This is a genomic window from Pseudomonas sp. NPDC089758, from assembly GCF_044748705.1.
GTDB lineage: Bacteria > Pseudomonadota > Gammaproteobacteria > Pseudomonadales > Pseudomonadaceae > Aquipseudomonas > Aquipseudomonas putida_X.
Window position 1 is genome coordinate 17,342 of record NZ_JBIVGN010000004.1, and the last position, 18,705, is coordinate 36,046.

Annotated in this window: 11 protein-coding genes; 10 read left to right on the plus strand and 1 reads right to left on the minus strand. The window is 63.3% G+C overall.

Annotated elements, in window-relative coordinates:
- Positions 1-11 precede the first annotated feature (11 nt).
- From ACIPZH_RS06615 to hutG, 6 genes are read left to right on the plus strand one after another with little or no spacing between them, the layout of a single operon-like run.
- The gene (locus tag ACIPZH_RS06615) at positions 12-863 is read left to right on the plus strand and encodes a proline/glycine betaine ABC transporter permease (protein WP_241804106.1); all 852 of its coding nucleotides are present in this window, start codon (positions 12-14) and stop codon (positions 861-863) included.
- Positions 860-1,690 (plus strand): glycine betaine/L-proline ABC transporter ATP-binding protein, encoded by an 831-nt coding sequence (locus ACIPZH_RS06620; protein WP_241804105.1) that lies wholly within the window; start codon positions 860-862, stop codon positions 1,688-1,690. The genes ACIPZH_RS06615 and ACIPZH_RS06620 overlap by 4 nt, the downstream gene beginning before the upstream one ends.
- An 8-nt stretch (positions 1,691-1,698) precedes the next feature.
- On the plus strand, positions 1,699-3,222 hold the full coding sequence (gene hutH / locus ACIPZH_RS06625; RefSeq protein WP_400635634.1) for a histidine ammonia-lyase: 1,524 nt from the start codon (positions 1,699-1,701) through the stop codon (positions 3,220-3,222).
- A 22-nt stretch (positions 3,223-3,244) separates the two neighbouring features.
- A complete protein-coding gene (gene hutH / locus ACIPZH_RS06630; protein ID WP_267820446.1) occupies positions 3,245-4,777 on the plus strand; it encodes a histidine ammonia-lyase in 1,533 nt (510 codons plus the stop codon).
- 47 nt (positions 4,778-4,824) lie between these two features.
- Complete coding sequence (hutI, locus tag ACIPZH_RS06635) at positions 4,825-6,030, plus strand: imidazolonepropionase (protein WP_400635636.1); 1,206 nt, start codon at positions 4,825-4,827, stop codon at positions 6,028-6,030.
- Between the two features lie 10 nt (positions 6,031-6,040).
- Positions 6,041-6,844, plus strand: a complete 804-nt coding sequence (gene hutG, locus ACIPZH_RS06640; RefSeq protein WP_400624659.1) for an N-formylglutamate deformylase — start codon at positions 6,041-6,043, stop codon at positions 6,842-6,844.
- A 54-nt stretch (positions 6,845-6,898) separates the two neighbouring features.
- Here the strand turns inward: hutG and ACIPZH_RS06645 are convergent, their stop codons facing one another.
- On the minus strand, positions 6,899-12,427 hold the full coding sequence (locus ACIPZH_RS06645; protein ID WP_400635638.1) for a dermonecrotic toxin domain-containing protein: 5,529 nt from the start codon (positions 12,425-12,427) through the stop codon (positions 6,899-6,901).
- A gap of 203 nt (positions 12,428-12,630) precedes the next feature.
- On the opposite strand from ACIPZH_RS06645, the gene pip reads away from it, so the two are divergent.
- The 4 genes from pip to mdoH all read left to right on the plus strand — a co-directional run bounded on the left by pip (position 12,631) and on the right by mdoH (position 18,604).
- Positions 12,631-13,602, plus strand: coding sequence for a prolyl aminopeptidase (gene pip / locus ACIPZH_RS06650; RefSeq protein ID WP_012312379.1), 972 nt, complete (start codon positions 12,631-12,633; stop codon positions 13,600-13,602).
- Positions 13,599-14,036 (plus strand): D-aminoacyl-tRNA deacylase, encoded by a 438-nt coding sequence (gene dtd / locus ACIPZH_RS06655; protein WP_012312380.1) that lies wholly within the window; start codon positions 13,599-13,601, stop codon positions 14,034-14,036. The genes pip and dtd overlap by 4 nt, the downstream gene beginning before the upstream one ends.
- Positions 14,037-14,358: 322 nt before the next feature.
- Positions 14,359-16,038 carry a glucan biosynthesis protein G gene (locus ACIPZH_RS06660; RefSeq protein WP_241804129.1) on the plus strand — a complete coding sequence of 560 codons (1,680 nt, stop codon included), beginning with the start codon at positions 14,359-14,361 and terminating at the stop codon, positions 16,036-16,038.
- Positions 16,031-18,604, plus strand: coding sequence for a glucans biosynthesis glucosyltransferase MdoH (mdoH, locus tag ACIPZH_RS06665; protein WP_400635641.1), 2,574 nt, complete (start codon positions 16,031-16,033; stop codon positions 18,602-18,604). The genes ACIPZH_RS06660 and mdoH overlap by 8 nt, the downstream gene beginning before the upstream one ends.
- Positions 18,605-18,705: the final 101 nt, after the last annotated feature.

Consider the following 18,705-nt stretch of genomic DNA (forward strand, 5'->3'; position numbering starts at 1 on the left):
GAGTGGAATTTATGTTTCCTGACAACCTGACATTTTCCATCGCCGACTGGGTCAACGGCTGGGTCGACGCCCTGGTGACCAACTATGGCGATGTGTTCCGGCACATCTCCGATACGCTGCTATGGGCCATCGTCGGCCTTGAGGGCTTGTTGCGCGCTACCCCATGGTGGCTGATGCTCGGTGTGGTGGCAGTGGTCGCCTGGCACGCGACCCGGCGCATCCTGCCGGCCCTGCTGATCACCGGCCTGTTGTTCCTGGTCGGTGCCGTTGGCCTGTGGGACAAGCTGATGCAGACCTTGGCACTGATGCTGGTAGCTACGCTGATCTCGGTGCTGGTGGGCATCCCGCTTGGCATCCTGTCGGCGCGCAGCAACCGCCTGCGGGCGGTACTGATGCCACTGCTCGACATCATGCAGACCATGCCCAGCTTCGTGTACCTGATTCCGGTGCTGATGCTGTTCGGCCTGGGCAAGGTGCCGGCCATCTTCGCTACGGTGATCTATGCCGCGCCGCCGCTGATCCGCCTGACTGACCTGGGTATCCGCCAGGTCGATGGGGAGGTGATGGAGGCGATCAACGCCTTCGGTGCCAACCGCTGGCAGCAGCTGTTCGGTGTGCAGTTGCCACTGGCGCTGCCGAGCATCATGGCCGGTATCAACCAGACCACCATGATGGCCCTGTCGATGGTCGTGATCGCTTCGATGATCGGGGCACGTGGCCTTGGTGAAGACGTGCTGGTCGGCATCCAGACCCTCAACGTTGGCCGCGGCCTGGAAGCGGGCCTGGCCATCGTCATTCTCGCGGTGGTCATCGACCGCATTACCCAGGCCTATGGCCGGCCACGCCACGAGGTGAGCAAATGAGCACGCAGCCGATCAGCAAGATCGAGGTGAAGAACGTCTTCAAGATCTTCGGCGACCGGGCCGACGAAGCCATGCGCCTGATCCGCAGCGCCCAGGGCAAAGAGCAAGTGCTGGCGCAGACCGGCTGCGTGGTCGGGGTCAACGACCTGTCGCTGTCCATCGCCAGCGGCGAAATTTTCGTCATCATGGGCCTGTCGGGCTCAGGAAAATCGACCTTGGTACGCCATTTCAACCGCCTGATAGACCCTACCAGCGGGCAGATCCTGGTCGATGGCGAAGACATCCTGCAGTACGACATGGAGGCTCTGCGCGATTTTCGCCGACGCAAGATCAGCATGGTGTTCCAGAGCTTCGGCCTGTTGCCGCACCGCAATGTGATGGAAAACGTCGCCTATGGCCTGAAGGTGCGCGGCGAAAGCAAGCAGCTGTGCGCCGAGCGCGCCCAGCAATGGATCGAGACCGTAGGCCTGAAGGGCTACGAGAAGAAATACCCGCACCAGCTGTCCGGTGGCATGCGCCAGCGTGTCGGCCTGGCCCGGGCACTGGCAGCGGACACCGATATCATCCTCATGGACGAGGCCTTCAGTGCGCTCGACCCCTTGATCCGCGCCGAGATGCAGGACCAATTGCTCGAACTGCAGAAGACCCTGCACAAGACCATCGTGTTCATCACCCATGACCTGGACGAAGCGGTACGCATCGGCAACCGCATCGCCATCCTCAAGGACGGCCGCCTGATCCAGGTGGGAACGCCGCACCAGATCCTCCACAACCCGGCCGATGAGTATGTCGACCGCTTCGTCCAGCGCCGCGCGGTCGCGGTATGAGGGGCAGCATGTCGCACGTTGAGACCGTTGTCTTCGAAGATGCCCCGTTGCGTTGGCAGGACATAGCCGCCGTTTCCCGCCATGGCGCGCCATTGGAACTGGCACCGCAGGTATGGGCGCGTATCGACAACGCCCAAGCCATCGTCCGCCATATCGTCGAGAGCGGTGAGCGTGCCTATGGCGTGAACACGGGCCTGGGCGCACTGTGCAACGTGTCGCTGCAAGGCGAACAGCTCAGCCAGCTATCGCGCAATACCTTGCTCAGCCACGCCTGTGGCGTTGGGCCAGCGCTCGCCGAGGAACAGACGCGGGCGATCATCTGCGCTGCAATCGCCAACTACAGCCACGGCAAATCGGGTATCGCCCGGTGTGTGGTCGAAGCGTTGCTGGCGCTGCTCAACCATGGCATCACGCCGCAGGTACCCTCGCAGGGGTCGGTCGGTTACCTGACGCACATGGCGCACGTTGGCGTGTGCCTGCTGGGGATCGGCAAGGTCAGCTACCGTGGGCACGTCGTCGACGCCGCCCAGGCCCTGGCCGAGGAGGGCCTGCAGCCGGTGCTGCTGGGGGCCAAGGATGGGCTGTGCCTGGTCAACGGCACGCCGTGCATGACCGGCCTGGCCAGCCTCGCCCTGGACGACGCCAGCCGGCTGTTGCAATGGGCCGACGTGACCGGTGCCATGAGCTTCGAGGCACTGCGGGGGCAGATCACTGCGTTCGACCCCGAGATCATCGCCCTCAAGCCGCACCCTGGCATGCAAGTGGTGGGCGAGAACCTGCGCGCGTTGCTCGCGGGGAGCGAAGTGATCGCTGCCAGCAAGGGGATCCGCACCCAGGATGCGCTGAGCATCCGCTCGATCCCGCAGGTGCACGGCGCGGCCCGTGATCAGTTCGCCCATGCTGTGCGGCAGATCGAGGCCGAACTCAACGGCGCCAACGACAACCCGTTGCTGCTGGGCACCCCGGATGACTTCCGTGTGGTGTCCCAAGCCAACCCACACGGCCAGTCGGTGGCAATGGCCGCCGACCTGCTGGCGATTGCCATGGCCGAGATCGGTTCGATTGCCGAGCGCCGCCTGGATCGCCTGGTCAACCCCCACGTCAGTGGGCTGCCGGCATTTCTGGTCAGCAACCCAGGGGTCAACTCGGGGATGATGATCGCCCAGTACGTGGCCGCCTCGCTGTGCGCGCAGAACCGCCAGCTGGCGCAACCGGCAGTGCTCGACAATTACGTCACCTCCGGTCTGCAGGAAGACCACCTGAGCCTTGGCACCAACGCCGCGCTGAAACTGCACCAGGTGCTGGAGAACTGCACCCAGATACTTGCCATCGAGTATCTGTTGGCGAGCCAGGCGTTCGAATTTCTCAAGCATCAGCGTTTTGGCGCAGGTACCGATGCCGCCTGGCGCCTGCTCCGTGAGCAGGTTCCGGCTTACCTGGAAGACCGTTGGCTGGCGCCGGACATCGCCCGCACCGCCGCGCTGCTCAAAGCTTCGCCAGGGCCGCTGCCTGTTCTCGCGGCACTGCACTGAACAATAACAAAGGAGCCTGTACATGGAAGCCCTGAATCTCATCCCTGGCCGGCTGACGCTGGCCCAACTGCGCCAGATCCACTTGGCGCCACTGCGCCTGAGCCTGGATGCCAGCGCAGCTGCGGCCATCGATGCCAGCGTTGCCGTTGTCGAGCAGATCATCGCTGAAGATCGCACCGCTTACGGCATCAACACCGGGTTCGGCCTTTTGGCCTCGACCCGTATTGCCAGCCACGATCTGGAAAACCTGCAGCGCTCGCTGGTGCTATCGCATGCCGCGGGCATTGGCGCGCCGCTGGACGATGCGATGGTCCGGCTGATCATGGTGCTGAAGATCAACAGCCTCAGCCGTGGTTTTTCCGGCATTCGCCGCAAGGTCATCGACGCCTTGATCGCATTGGTGAACGCCGAAGTCTACCCGCACATTCCGCTCAAGGGGTCGGTGGGGGCTTCCGGTGACCTGGCGCCGCTGGCGCACATGTCCCTGGTGCTGTTGGGCGAAGGCAAGGCGCGTTACCAGGGCCAATGGCTGCCTGCTGTCGAGGCGCTTGCCGTTGCCGGGTTGCAACCGCTGACCCTGGCCGCCAAGGAAGGCCTGGCGTTGCTCAACGGCACCCAAGCGTCCACTGCCTATGCCTTGCGTGGCCTGTTCCAGGCCGAAGACCTGTTCGCTGCAGCTATCGCTTGCGGCGGCCTCACGGTCGAAGCGGTGCTCGGTTCGCGTTCGCCGTTCGACCCGCGCATCCACGACGCGCGCGGCCAGCCCGGGCAGATCGATACAGCCGCCTGTTTCCGGGACCTGCTGGGCGAGTCCAGCGAGGTTTCGCTGTCGCACAAACACTGTGGCAAGGTCCAGGATCCGTACTCGCTGCGCTGCCAACCCCAGGTCATGGGCGCGTGCCTCACCCAGCTGCGCCAGGCGGCGGAGGTGCTGGCGATCGAATCCAACGCGGTGTCGGACAACCCATTGGTGTTCGCCGTCGAAGGCGATGTGGTCTCGGGCGGTAACTTCCACGCCGAGCCGGTGGCCATGGCCGCCGACAACCTGGCGCTGGCTATCGCTGAAATCGGCGCACTGAGCGAGCGCCGTATCTCGTTGATGATGGACAAGCACATGTCGCAGTTGCCGCCGTTCCTGGTGGAAAACGGCGGGGTCAACTCCGGCTTCATGATCGCCCAGGTGACTGCGGCGGCCCTGGCCAGTGAGAACAAGGCGCTGTCACACCCGCACAGCGTCGACAGCCTGCCGACCTCGGCCAACCAGGAGGACCACGTGTCCATGGCCCCGGCGGCTGGCAAACGGCTGTGGGAAATGGCCGAAAATACCCGCGGTGTGCTGGCCATCGAGTGGCTGGGTGCATGCCAGGGGCTCGATCTGCGCGAAGGGCTCAAGACCTCGGTGAAACTGGAGCAGGCGCGCCAGGTGCTGCGCCGTGAAGTGCCGCACTATGACCGTGACCGCTTCTTTTCGCCGGATATCGAGGCCGCCAGCGCGCTGCTGGCAGAAGGCAAACTGACGGGGCTGTTGCCGCGTGGCGTGTTGCCGAGCTTGTGACACCGGCCAGTTGCCTCGCGCACTATCGCTAGTAACGGAGACTGAATATGAGAACTCTCTGGCAGAACTGCCAGGCGGCAACCATGGCCCAGGGCAGCTACTCGATCATCGAGGACGCGGCCATCGTCAGCAACGCGGGCTTGATCGAGTGGATCGGGCCACGGACTGAAGCGCCGGTGCAGGGCCTCGCTCGCACAGTGAGCCTTGACGGCGCCTGGGTTACCCCCGGGCTGATCGACTGCCACACCCACGCCGTATTCGGTGGCAACCGTAGCGACGAGTTCGAGCGGCGCCTGCAGGGCGTGAGTTATGCCGAAATCGCCGCGCAAGGCGGCGGCATCGCCAGTACCGTGCGGGCCACCCGTGCGGCCAGCGAGGATGAGCTGTTCGCCAGTGCCCGCCAGCGGGTCCAGGCGCTGATGCGTGACGGTGTGACTACCCTGGAGATCAAGTCCGGCTACGGCCTGGACTTGGCCAACGAGCGCAAGATGCTGCGTGTGGCGCGGCGTCTGGCCGACGAATTGCCGGTTGCCGTGCGCGCTACCTGCCTGGCCGCCCACGCCTTGCCGCCGGAATACGCCGGGCGCCCCGACGACTACATTGCGCACATCTGCGACCAGATGCTGCCTGCACTCGCCGCCGAGGGGTTGGTGGACGCCGTGGACGCGTTCTGCGAGCACCTGGCGTTTTCCCCGGCCCAGGTCGAGCAGGTGTTCATCAGGGCGCGCGAACTGGGTTTGCCGGTCAAGCTGCACGCCGAGCAGCTCTCGTCGCTGCACGGCTCCAGCCTGGCCGCGCGCTACCAGGCGCTGTCGGCCGACCACCTGGAATTCATGACCGAGGAAGACGCCGTGGCAATGGCCGAGGCGGGCACCGTCGCGGTGCTGCTACCGGGCGCGTTCTACTTCCTGCGCGAAACCCGGCTGCCTCCCATGGACGCCTTGCGTCGTCACGGCGTGAAGATTGCCCTTGCCAGCGACCTCAACCCCGGCACAGCGCCAGGCCTGTCGCTGCGGCTGATGCTGAACATGGGGTGCACGCTGTTTCGCATGACCCCGGAAGAAGCCCTGGCGGGGGTTACCCTCCATGCCGCCACGGCACTGGGCATGGGCGACACCCATGGCACGCTGGAAATCGGCAAGGTGGCGGACTTTGTCGCCTGGCAGATCGAACGCCCCGCCGACCTGGCTTATTGGCTGGGTGGCGACCTGCCCAAGCGCGTGGTGCGCAAAGGCCATGAAATATCCCACTGAGCGAGGCGAAATGGACAAGGTACTGAGTTTCCACCAGGGCCGTGTGCCCCTGCTGATCAGCATGCCTCACGCGGGGCTCAGGCTGACCCCGGCCGTGCGCGACGGCTTGGTCGACCAGGCGCGCAGCCTGCCCGACACCGACTGGCATATCCCGCGTCTGTACGATTTCGCCCGTGAGCTTGGGGCCAGTGTGGTGGCGGCAGAGTATTCGCGCTTCGTCATCGACCTCAACCGCCCGGATGACGACAAACCGTTGTATGCAGGGGCTACCACAGGCCTGTTTCCGGCTGCATTGTTCGAGGGGCAGCCGCTGTTCAAGGAAGGCTGCGAGCCTTCTGCCGAGGAGCGCAAGGTTTATCTCGAGCAAATCTGGCGGCCGTATCACCAGGTCATCGAGCAGGAGCTGGCACGCTTGCGCAGCGAGTTCGGCTACGCACTCCTCTGGGATGCCCACTCGATCCGCTCTTTTATCCCCCACCTGTTCGAAGGCAGGTTGCCAGACTTCAACCTGGGCACCTTCAACGGTGCCAGTTGTGCCCCGGGGCTGGTCGAACGGTTGCAAAGCGTATGTGCCCAAGCGCACGGCTACAGCCACGTGCTCAATGGCCGCTTCAAGGGGGGGCACATCACTCGGCATTATGGTGACCCTGGCGGCCATATCCATGCCGTGCAGCTGGAGCTGGCGCAAAGTACCTACATGGAAGAGACCCTACCGTTCGACTATCGCGAAGACCTGGCTCAACCGACGCAAGTGGTTCTGCACCAGCTGTTGACGGCCATGTTGGCGTGGGGGCAGGGGCACTACGCGCAGTGACCGACGAGGGCCTGGCCGGGTGGAAAGGCCCTCGCAGTTCGTTTCAGGGGGTGATCATTCGGGCCGGCCCTGCATCCGGGTCAGTTCCTGAAGCAGCTCCAGCTCCTGATGTTCTTTAGCGTCTTGCAGGTTTTGCTGCAGTGCCAGCTCCTCCGCCAGCGGCAGGTCGAGTGCAGCCAGTTCGAGCACCTGCTCGCCATAGCGTTGCTCTATTTCGGCAAAACGGCCGGGGTATTCAGCGCGCAATCGGCGGGTCCAGTCATCGTTCGCCAGCATGTACTGGATGAACGCATCACTGTTTTCCTTTTGCCTGACGCGCTCCAGGACACTGGAGATCTCGCCCGGTGCCAGCATGGCCGCGCCGCGAAAACGCATACTGTCGGCAATCGGCAGGTCCAGCTCCCGGGCCAGCTCCCGGCGGTAGGCCAGGCGTACCGAGACCCGGTCACCTTGCCCGGTCCGGCTGTTGGCCAGCAGTTCCAGCTGGCCGATCCGGTACAGTTGCAGCAGGCGCCGGTACAAGGCCGGCAAGGAGTCGCCCGCGTCGGTGAGGATGCGGTTGGACATCATGTACAGCTCGATATTGTTGAATTCCTGAAGTGCGCCGTCATGGCAGGTCTGTGAGCCGGTTACCGGGTCGGGCAAGGCCGCCGCAGCGATGCTGCTCATGGTGGGCAGCTCATGCTCATGGGTTGCCGCAATCACCAGCATGATGCGCACGCGCTCGCAGAACGCGGCTTGCGAGGTAGGGTCGAGGTACGGCGCCGCATTGCGCAAGCGGCCCGCGAGGGCCAACAGGTTCTGGCCATTTTCGAGCGTCTGCAGCCTTTGCCAGCAGTCGCTCAGGGCTTCGTTCTGCGCTTGGTTGCCAAGCGCCCAATCCTCCAGCCTTGGTGAGTCATCGCCAGCGAAGGGCACTGGGAAGTGAGGATGATCGAGGAGTGAGCCCTCATCGGACGATTCAATCAGGATCAGGTTGTCGGGAATGTCGAGGGCGAAGGACAGGCTGTGCTGGCTGTCGGAGAACGTGCGCACCCGTTGGATCGTGTCTTCTGACAATGGGTTGTCGAACATCGAAATCGACGAGATCGGCATCGGGTTGTGGATGTTTTCCAGAATATGGTTGGGCAGCTCCGAGATATGGTTGGAGCTCAAATCCAGCAGCTCCAATGGCAGCAGGGCGTCGCACCAGGCTGGCCAGGCCTGCAGGTTCATGTTGGTCAGGCTCAGTGATGTCAGGTTCGCTGAGAGGTTGGCGGGTACCTGGGTAATGGCACCGATCTGGTTACCCGACAGGTCCAGCGACGAAAGTTGCGGCAAACGGGCGAAGGCTTCGATCATGGCCTGGTCGATTTCCAGGCCCATGTTGCGAAATTCCAAGTGCGCGAGTCGCTGCAACCGTACCAGGGCCGACGGCAGCGAGGGCATTGGCGCTACGTGCGCTTCGACGGTCAGCCGGGTGATATTGGGGAAGCGCCCCAGCAGTTCGTTGAGCTGGGCGGTTGAGCCACTGACGCGGGTCAGCGTCAAGGCAGTCACGCGTTCTCCGAAGAAGGCCGGCAGCCGTCTCGGGAAGTGCTCCAGTGCCACATTTTCAAGCTGCAGCCGAAGGTACTGCAAACCCTGCTCCTGCCGGGACCAGAATTCGGTGATCGCCACTTCGATGCGTTGCCGGTCTTCGAGCACCGCTTGGGTCAGCGGGGCATTGGAACTGGAGGCTTGCGCCCAGCCTTCGATCGCCTCGCGCAGTTGCTGGCGCTCATTCTGGATGCGTTCGAGCCGTTGGGTCAGCTCGGGGGAGTGATCCACATTGACCTGCACATTCATCCGGTTCTCGCTCAGTAGCAGGCGCTGCAGGTGGGTTTCGTTGATCTCGTTACCCTCCAGCGAAAGGCTCGATGGGCGCTGGATCGCTTCTGCCTCGTTGAGCAGGAACGAGGGCAGCGACCGGAGGTTGTTGTCACGCAGCGAAACGTGCGCGATTCGCTCCAGGGCGTCACTGCCCAGCCCGATCGGCCATTGATGCAGTTGCATGGCGTTCAGGCCGAGGTAGTCCAGCGAAAACTCATGGAAGCTGGGGCTGTCGCGCTGCGCGAAACGATTGCCGCTCAGGTCCAGGTACCTGAGCAGTGGCAACTGGGCCAGTTGGTTCATGTCGTTGGAGGTGAGTGCGACGTTCTGGTTGATGAACCTCAGCGCCCGCAGGCCGGGCAAGTGCTCGGTGATGGTGGGGATACTGAAAATGAAAGAGGACGGTGTAATGCTGGGGTCGTAGGCCCGGCTGATCTCCAGCGATTCAAGTTGCGGTACCTGCCTGAGCAGGCGTTGCAGCAAGCGTTCGTTCTGCGCCCACCCGGCGAGGGTGCCTGATGGCAGGTCGTAAAGCCGCAACCTGCGAATATTCGAGGTGAAGAATGCCGGCAGGGTCATGGGGATATCGGCCAGGGGCACCTGCTCCAGGCTCAGCTCGCTGGTGTGGCTGTCCCCCTCGACCAATGCCGTGTCGTACCAGTGCTGCATGATGGCTTGCCGCAGGGCACTGTATTGTTGCGCGGCCTGATCGGACGCTGTTGAAATCCCCTCATTCCAGTCGTCCAGCCGGCTTTGCATCTCTATGCGTTGATCCACCAGTTGCTGCAGCCGTCCAAGCACTTGCTGTGGGTTACGGCCACCGCCGGCGATGATCATCAGAATCTGATCCGCCGATCTGGGGGTGTTTTCGGCGAGCCCTGTGGCGTTGACCGCCTCAAGCAGGGCCTGGCGGCTGACAATGGGGGCTGTCGGCAGGCCACCACTCAACGGGTAGCCAATACGTCCGTTGGCGAGCCGCATGGGGGAGCGGTAACCCGGCCGCACAGGTTGCATGCCCAGCACCTGCCTGAGCGAGGCACGTGACAACAGTGGGCCTTCCTGCAACCGCAGGCGTAACTCAGCCCCGTCTACGATACCCACTTGGGCCATCGCCTGGGGCAGCGCGGCATATAACGCCGTACACAGATCGCCATAAACGGTGACCGGAGTTTGCGCCTCTGCCTCAGCGTGGACGATGTAACCTGCCTCGGCGCTGGTAATCACCGTGAAAGACCGTGCATCCGTTGGCCCCACGCTTTCGCGATGAGCAGGCCAGAAGCGGTGCTGGCGAAGTTCGAGGTTGATATCAGCGGGCCAGCCAGGCAGCCGTTCGAGTGAATGCATGATCAGCCGGTCGGTGTCGCCGTTGCGAACGCTGGCGAGGAACAGCCCTTCGTAGGCCCGGGCCAGGCGTACCTGCTGCTGGAAGACGCGTATCTCTTCAGCCAGGCGCAGAGGCAGCTTGCCCGTGCCGAGTGCTGCCAGTTCGCCGCTGGTGGCGTTTCGCAACACCTCATCGGTGATTGTTGCGGGCAAGTTCGGATAGACCCGCTGAATGACTGCCGCGCCGCTAGCCTGGCTGGCGGGGAGGCGCGCGTAGGCACGTTCGAGCTCGGTGGGCCATCGGCTCCTGTCAGGCAACTGACGGACAGCCTGGTCCAGCCTGAAGCGGGTCAGGGTGTCCTCAAGCAGGGCAGGCAACCGCTGGTTTTCGGTCAGGACATGGCGCAGCACGTTTTCATGTACATCGCAGACACGCAGTATCTGCAAGGCTGTTTCTTCTGAGAATTGCTCGCTCGCAAGACCCATGCGTTGCACCAGGGTCGTCATTGGCCATTGCAGAGGGTGCTCCAGGGGCAACAACCAGGCGCCGGCGCCGTTATGGCGAAGCGCAGGCTCGTGCGCAACAGGCCTGGCCGGGTGCACCAGGCGGTATTGGTCAGTGGCCGCAGTGGGCCTGACGATGTACTGGTTACCCTGCACGACAAGCCAGCGCTTGCCTTGATAGTGAAGCAAGCCATGTTCGTCGGGTTCCAGGTTTGCGGGCAGCACCTGGGGGCTGCGGTACGGCGTCAGGTCGGGCTTCCACAGGCGGGCCTCGCCATTGGGTAATTCGACAGTTTCCAGCGCTTCGATGAAGGAGGGCGTTTCCACGGGAATCCGTTCCACCTCCTGTTCCTCTCCCGGCCCGCCTGCAGCACCTTCCCCTGGGTTCTTCAGTGCCTTGGCTGCGGCAGAGAGCGCCACCATGAGCGCCACGTTCTCGACAACATCGACCAGATACCCGTAGGCCGCATCACGTTCGTCGTTTTTCCACGCATCGATGCCTTCGTACACCTCGCAGGCCAGCTGTGTCAGGCATACAGCCAGCATCGCCTCGCCCAGGCCCGGGACGAAAAAGCCTGCGATGTTCAAGCCCGTCAGTACGCGCCCGGCAATCAACTGCCGGTGGGCGAGAGCGGTACGTCGATCGACGATCGCTGTTGGTATCGCGTGGAAAAGCACATCCTTTTCGTGGCGCTCGGCTTTCTGGAAGGCCATCACACCCTCGAATGCATGACGAAACGGCTGTGCGACCGGGTACAGCGTTGCATGCGGGTCCGGCACCCGCTCATGCAGGCCGCGGACACTCCAGCCGATGGGGGTCAGGCGGTCCTTGAGGCGCGCGATCACCGGGCCTTTGTCGCGGTCGGCTATATGCCTGTCCAGGTAAGCGATGTTCGCCCTCAGTCGACCGCTCAGGTCGGCCTTCAAGGCTCCCAGGGAGGCGAATTCCTTGAGCGGCGTTTCGTTGTCATCAGGGATGTACAGCGCCACGGTGTCTTGGGCCGACGTTCGCAAGGTGATGAGCGCGACGCCGGTGAGTTCGGCTTCCCACAGTGTGAGCAGGCTGAAAGCGATCGCCGGTCTTTCAGATTCGGCTGGGAGCCTGTCGAGGGGGGTGGCAAGGGCGGTGGTGTACAGCACCTCGCTGATGTCGCCCTTGAGGCGGGCGAAATGCAGGGATTGCCTGAATGCCGATACCTCGGCGCGGCCCAGGGTTTGATACACGTTCAGCGCAGCTTCGTCGGCGCTCAGCTGTGCTGTAGCTTGGGGATAGTAGATGGCGTGAACCTTGTCGTGGTATTTGCGGCCCAGGTCCAGGTCACGGCACAGCTCGGCAAACGCCTCCGCTTCGATGTTCAGGGTATTGGTGATGGGCACTGTGCCCATGAAACGCCGGTGATCGACGATGACGGATTTCTTCAGCGGCCCGCCCTCTGCATCCATCCCATGCTTGACGGCGGCGGCATCGAAGTTGTGCAGGGCGCAGTGCAGCAGCGAGCGGGTGGCGCGGTCGATGGCCTGACGGCTGTCGATGGCGTTGGCCATGTCGATAAGGCGTGCATCCACCAGGTAGCAGTTCTGCACATCGACGGTCAGGCCAAACCGTTCGCTGATCGCCTCTGACAGTTGCTGGCTGGCGTAGGACTGCAGTTCGGGAAGCGCTTCAAACAGCCTGCGCACCTGTGCCGCGTGGTCGCGGTGGCGCGCATGTTCGTCACGCCAGGCGTTGCCGATGTCCGGCATCTGCAGGATCGCCGTGGCCAGCCAGGTGGGGGCCTGCTCCCCGTTGCGCATTGCGCGCAGGGTGTCGGGGGAGGCTGATTTCAGCCACGTGGGGATTTTCTGCTCGATGGTGGCGTATGGGGTACGCGGTGGGGGGGTGGTCTTGCCGGTTGGGCTAGGCATCGTGAGGTCCATTGCAGGAAACGGGACAAGGGACTATGGCGAGTGGAAAAGCCTCGATGGGGTAGATAAATCTGGTGGGGTGTCAGCGCAGTGGCAAAGGCATGGCAGGCTTGTGCGGGGGAGTTGTCTTCAGATACATGCTCAAAGCGCAATTCAGGTTTATGATGCCCAACGGCAGACTAAATCCTCACACGGAGTGCGCAATGCAGACCCTCTACCCGCAGATCAAACCCTACGCCCGGCACGATCTGGCCGTGGAAGCGCCGCATGTGCTTTATGTCGATGAAAGCGGCTCGCCTGAAGGTCTGCCGGTGGTGTTCATCCACGGTGGCCCGGGCGCGGGTTGCGATGCCCAGAGCCGTTGCTACTTCGACCCCAACCTGTACCGCATCATCACGTTCGACCAGCGCGGCTGTGGCCGTTCCACCCCGCATGCAAGCCTGGAGAACAACACCACCTGGCACCTGGTCGAAGACCTGGAGCGCATTCGCGAGCATCTGGGCATCGACAAGTGGGTACTGTTCGGCGGCTCCTGGGGCTCTACCTTGGCCCTGGCCTATGCCCAGACCCACCCCGAGCGGGTTCACGGCCTGATCCTGCGCGGTATCTTTCTGTGCCGCCCGCAAGAGATCGAGTGGTTCTATCAGGAGGGCGCCAGCCGCCTGTTCCCCGATTACTGGCAGGACTACATCGCGCCGATTCCGCCGGATGAGCGTAATGACCTGGTCAAGGCATTCCACAAGCGCCTGACCGGCAACGACCAGATCGCCCAGATGCATGCCGCCAAGGCGTGGTCCACCTGGGAGGGCCGCACTGCCACCCTGCGCCCCAACCCGCTGGTGATCGACCGCTTCTCCGAGCCGCAGCGCGCCTTGTCGATTGCCCGGATCGAATGCCACTACTTCATGAACAACGCGTTCCTCGCACCCGACCAGTTGATCCGTGACATGCCCAAGATCGCCCACCTGCCGGCCGTGATCGTGCATGGCCGCTATGATGTGATTTGCCCGCTGGACAACGCCTGGGCATTGCACCAGGCATGGCCCAACAGCGAGCTGAAGGTGATCCGCGACGCCGGCCATGCGGCGTCCGAGCCGGGGATCACCGATGCGCTGGTGCGGGCCGCCGATCAGATGGCACGTCGCCTGCTCGACCTGCCTCTGGAAGAAGCATGAAGGGGCTGCTGCAGCGTGTGCGCGGCGCGCGGGTAGAGGTGGCGGGTGAAATTGTCGGCGCCATCGACCAAGGCTTGCTGGTGCTGGTGGCGGTAGAGCCTGAAGATACCCGTGAACAGGCCGATAAACTGTTGCACAAGTTGCTCAACTACCGCGTGTTCAGCGATGAGCAGGGCAAGATGAACCTGTCCCTCAAGGATGTGGGCGGCGGTTTGCTGCTGGTGTCGCAGTTCACGTTGGCGGCGGACACCCGCAGCGGCATGCGTCCGAGCTTTTCGACAGCTGCACCGCCAGCGCTCGGTGCCGAACTGTTCGACTATCTTTTGCAGCAAGCCCAGGGCCAGCATGCAGATGTGGCGAGCGGCCGATTCGGTGCCGACATGCAGGTACATCTGGTCAATGATGGCCCTGTGACTTTTCTGTTACAAATATGAAGGAAAAAACGGCCTAGGTTGTGCGAAACAAGGGGTTTTGTACGATAAATAGTTGATCCAGCCTGATGCGTTGTAACGCATCCTGCTGGATAATCGCGCGCTGTTAGGGCCTGCGTTCGCAGGTTCGTTTCACTCTGACTCGAGCATTGTCTGGATCCGTTTGGGGAATCATTACGCCCTCACGGGGTCCGAACAGTGCTCGCCAACCCGGCATTTGTCGCTGGCCGTTGGTTTCATGATCTGTTTTCGGCGAGGGTTGCTCGTGATTGTTAGTCCCCATAAAGCATCTAGAATCCCCGGCAATCGGCTGCGCAAGGCCCTGATGGCCAGTGCGGCACTGGTCGGCCTGATGAGCGCGGGCCAGCTGTGGGCATTCAATCTTGACGATGTTGCAGCCAAGGCAAAGGATCTCGCCGGCCAGAAGTACGAAGCACCGAAAAGCAATCTGCCGGCAGTGTTCCGCGACATGAAATTCGCGGACTACCAGAAGATTCACTTCCTGCAGGAAAAGGCCGAGTGGGCCAAGGACAAGACGCCGTTCAAGCTGTCCTTCTACCACCAGGGCATGCACTTCGACACACCGGTGAAAATCAACGAAGTCACCGCCACCACCGTCGAGGAAATCAAGTACGACCCGAGCCGTTTCGAGTTCGGTGACGTGCCGCACGACCCTGAAACCACCAAGAACCTTGGCTACGCCGGTTTCCGCGTGCTTTACCCGATCAACAAGGCCGACAAGCAGGACGAAATCATGACCCTGCTGGGGGCCAGTTATTTCCGTGTGGTCGGCAAAGGGCATGTGTACGGCCTGTCGGCCCGTGGCCTGGCCATCGACACCGCGTTGCCTTCGGGCGAAGAGTTCCCGCGTTTCACCGAATTCTGGGTCGAAAAACCCAAGCCGGCCGACAAGCACCTGGTGATCTACGCCCTGCTGGATTCGCCGCGCTCGACCGGTGCCTACAAGCTGATCCTGCGCCCGGGCAGCGATACCGTGGTCGATGTGCAGTCCCGCGTGTTCCTGCGTGACCACGTCAGCCGTCTGGGCATCGCGCCGCTGACCAGCATGTTCCTGTTCGGCCCAAACCAGCCGTCCAAGGTCATGAACTATCGCCCGGCCCTGCATGACTCCGAAGGCCTGTCGATCCACGCCGGTAACGGCGAGTGGCTGTGGCGCCCGCTGAACAACCCCAAACACCTGTCGGTAAGCAACTTCAGCGTCGAGAACCCGCGCGGTTTCGGCCTGATGCAGCGTCATCGCGAGTTCAAGGATTACGAAGACCTCGACGACAACTACCAGAAGCGTCCGAGCGCCTGGATCGAGCCTAAGGGCGATTGGGGCAAGGGCACCGTCGATCTGGTCGAGATCCCGACCGCCGACGAAACCAACGACAATATCGTTGCCTTCTGGAGCCCGGAAACCTTGCCAGAACCAGGCAAGCCGTTCGAGTACGCCTACCGCCTGCACTGGACCATCGACGAAGCGCGTTTCCAGGCCCAGGAGCTGGGTTCGGTTACCCAGACCATGCGGTCAACCGGTGACGTCAAGCAGTCCAACCTGATCCGTCAACCAGACGGCAGCGTGGCGTTTCTGGTCGACTTCGCCGGCCCGGCCTTGGCCGCCCTGCCAGAAGACGCTGCGGTACGCAGCCAGATCAGCGTCGGCGACAACGCTGAGGTGGTCGAGAACAATCTGCGCTATAACCCAGAGACCAAGGGCTGGCGCCTGACCCTGCGGATGAAGATCAAGGAGGCCAACAAGGCTACCGAGATGCGTGCCGCACTGGTTCGTGACGTTCCGGTCGAGGCGGCCAAGCCTGCCGAAGAAGCCAAGCAGGACAAGGCTGCGACCAAGCATGGCAAGGCTGAAAAAACCGCCAAGGCCGAGCAACCTGCCAAGGCTGAACAACCTGCCGCCGACGCGGCATCCACCAACGGGGCCCCGGCCACCACTGAACAAGTGCTGACCGAGACCTGGAGCTATCAGTTGCCTGCCGATGAGTAACTCAAGCGCAAGGCCGGAATCGCTTGGCGAGTACCTGGCCCACCTCCCACTGAGCGATGAGCAGCGCGCGGAACTCGCCAGCTGTACCTCGTTCAGTGAGCTGCACCAACGCCTGGCGGGCAATGCGCCCGCCACCACCCACGAGGCCGTGCAGGCCTCGGTGGGCCCGCGCCTGACGGTGGGCAGCGCCGCCGAACTGGAAGACGCCGAGATGCTCGGCGTCGACGGCAGCGGCCGGCTGTGCCTGAAGATCGCACCGCCGATCAAGCGCACCCGGGTTGTGCCCGAGCCTTGGCGTACCAATGTGCTGATCCGCATGTGGCGGCGCATGACCGGCCGCACCAATGCGCCGCAGCCGCCCAAGCGCGAGCTGCCTCCGGCGCGCTGGCGCACGGTCGGCTCGATCCGCCGCTATATCCTGCTGACCCTCATGATCGGCCAGACCCTCGTCGCCGGCTGGTACATGAAGGGCATCCTGCCGTACCAGGGCTGGTCGTTCGTCGACCTCGACGAAGTGGTCAACCAGCCGCTGTGGGACACCGTCGTGCAGGTCTGGCCCTATGCCTTGCAGACCTCCATCCTGATCCTCTTCGGCATCCTCTTCTGCTGGGTGTCGGCGGGCTTCTGGACCGCGCTGATGGGCTTCCTCGAGCTGCTCACCGGGCGTGACAAATACCGTATCTCCGGCAGCAGTGCCGGCAGTGAGCCGATCGCTCCTGAAGCACGTACGGCGTTGGTGATGCCCATTTGCAACGAAGACGTGCCGCGGGTGTTTGCAGGGCTGCGGGCGACCTTTGAATCGGTCGCAGCCAGCGGCAACCTCGACCGTTTCGATTTCTTCGTGCTCAGCGATACCAACGACACGGACATCGCCGTGGCCGAGCAACAGGCCTGGCTGGACGTTTGCCGCGAGACCAAAGGTTTCGGCCGCATCTTCTACCGCCGCCGCCGCCGCCGTGTGAAGCGCAAGAGCGGTAACCTCGACGACTTCTGCCGTCGCTGGGGGGGCGAATACAAGTACATGGTCGTGCTCGACGCCGACAGCGTCATGAGTGGCGAGTGCCTGAGCAGCCTGGTACGCCTGATGGAGGCCAATCCGGACGCCGGCATCATCCAGACCGCGCCGAAGGCGTCGGGCATGGACACGCTGTACGCGCGCATGCAGCAGTTCGCCACCCGTGTGTACGGCCCGCTGTTCACCGCCGGCCTGCACTTCTGGCAGCTGGGCGAGTCGCACTACTGGGGCCATAACGCGATCATCCGCATGAAGCCGTTCATCGAGCACTGCGCCTTGGCGCCGTTGCCCGGCAAGGGCGCCTTCGCCGGCGCGATCCTCTCCCACGACTTCGTCGAAGCGGCGCTGATGCGCCGTGCGGGCTGGGGCGTGTGGATTGCCTATGATCTGCCGGGCAGCTATGAAGAGCTGCCGCCGAACCTGCTTGACGAGCTCAAGCGGGACCGCCGCTGGTGCCATGGCAACCTGATGAACTTCCGCCTGTTCCTGGTCAAGGGCATGCACCCGGTGCACCGTGCGGTGTTCCTCACCGGCGTGATGTCTTACCTGTCGGCGCCGCTGTGGTTCTTCTTCCTGGTGCTGTCGACCGCGCTGCTGGCCACCAACACGCTGATGGAGCCGCAATACTTCATCGAGCCGTACCAGCTGTATCCGCTGTGGCCGCAGTGGCACCCGGAGAAGGCCGTGGCGCTGTTCTCCACCACCATCGTGCTGCTGTTCCTGCCCAAGCTGCTCAGTATCATCCTGATCTGGGCCAAGGGCGCGGTCGAGTTCGGTGGGCGGGTCAAGGTCACCTTGTCGATGCTGATGGAGATGCTGTTCTCCATGCTGCTGGCGCCAGTGCGGATGATCTTCCACACCCGGTTCGTGTTGGCCGCATTCCTTGGCTGGGCTGCGACCTGGAACTCGCCGCAGCGCGACGACGATTCGACCCCGTGGAGCGAGGCGGTACGTCGCCATGGCCCGCAAACCCTGCTGGGTATTGCCTGGGCGGCGCTGGTGGCATGGCTGAACCCCAGCTTCCTGTGGTGGCTGGCGCCGATCGTCGGTTCGCTGGTGCTGTCGATCCCCGTTTCGGTGATCTCCAGCCGTACACGCCTGGGCCTGGCAGCCAAGGACGAGAAGCTGTTCCTGATCCCTGAGGAGTACGCAACGCCCCAGGAGCTGCTCGCCACCGACCAGTACACCCACGAGAATCGCTGGCATGCCCTGCACGACGGCTTCGTCCGCGCTGTGGTCGACCCGCGGCAGAACGCCCTGGCCTGTGCCATGGCTACTGCTCGTCATGGCCAGTCGGCAGCGATCGAAGCGATGCGTGCCGAGCGCCTTGCCAAGGCGATAGAGGCTGGGCCCAAAGGCCTGGACCTGGCTACTCGCCTCGCCTTGCTGAGCGACCCGGTCGCCTTGGCGCGCCTGCATGCTCAGGTGTGGGCAGAGCACAATGCGGCCTGGATCGACGCGTGGCGTGCATCGATCAACAACGACCCGCATTCGCCGTTGCTGCCCTTGCACCCGGCGAACGAGGCTCAACCTAGCCTGGTTGGCGCCTGACCGACCCTGGGGCCGCCATGCGGCCCTTTCGCCGGCTTGCCGGCGAAAGGGTTTTCCTATCTTCCTCACCCCCTCGGATTTTGGCCAACAAAGTCCCCCCC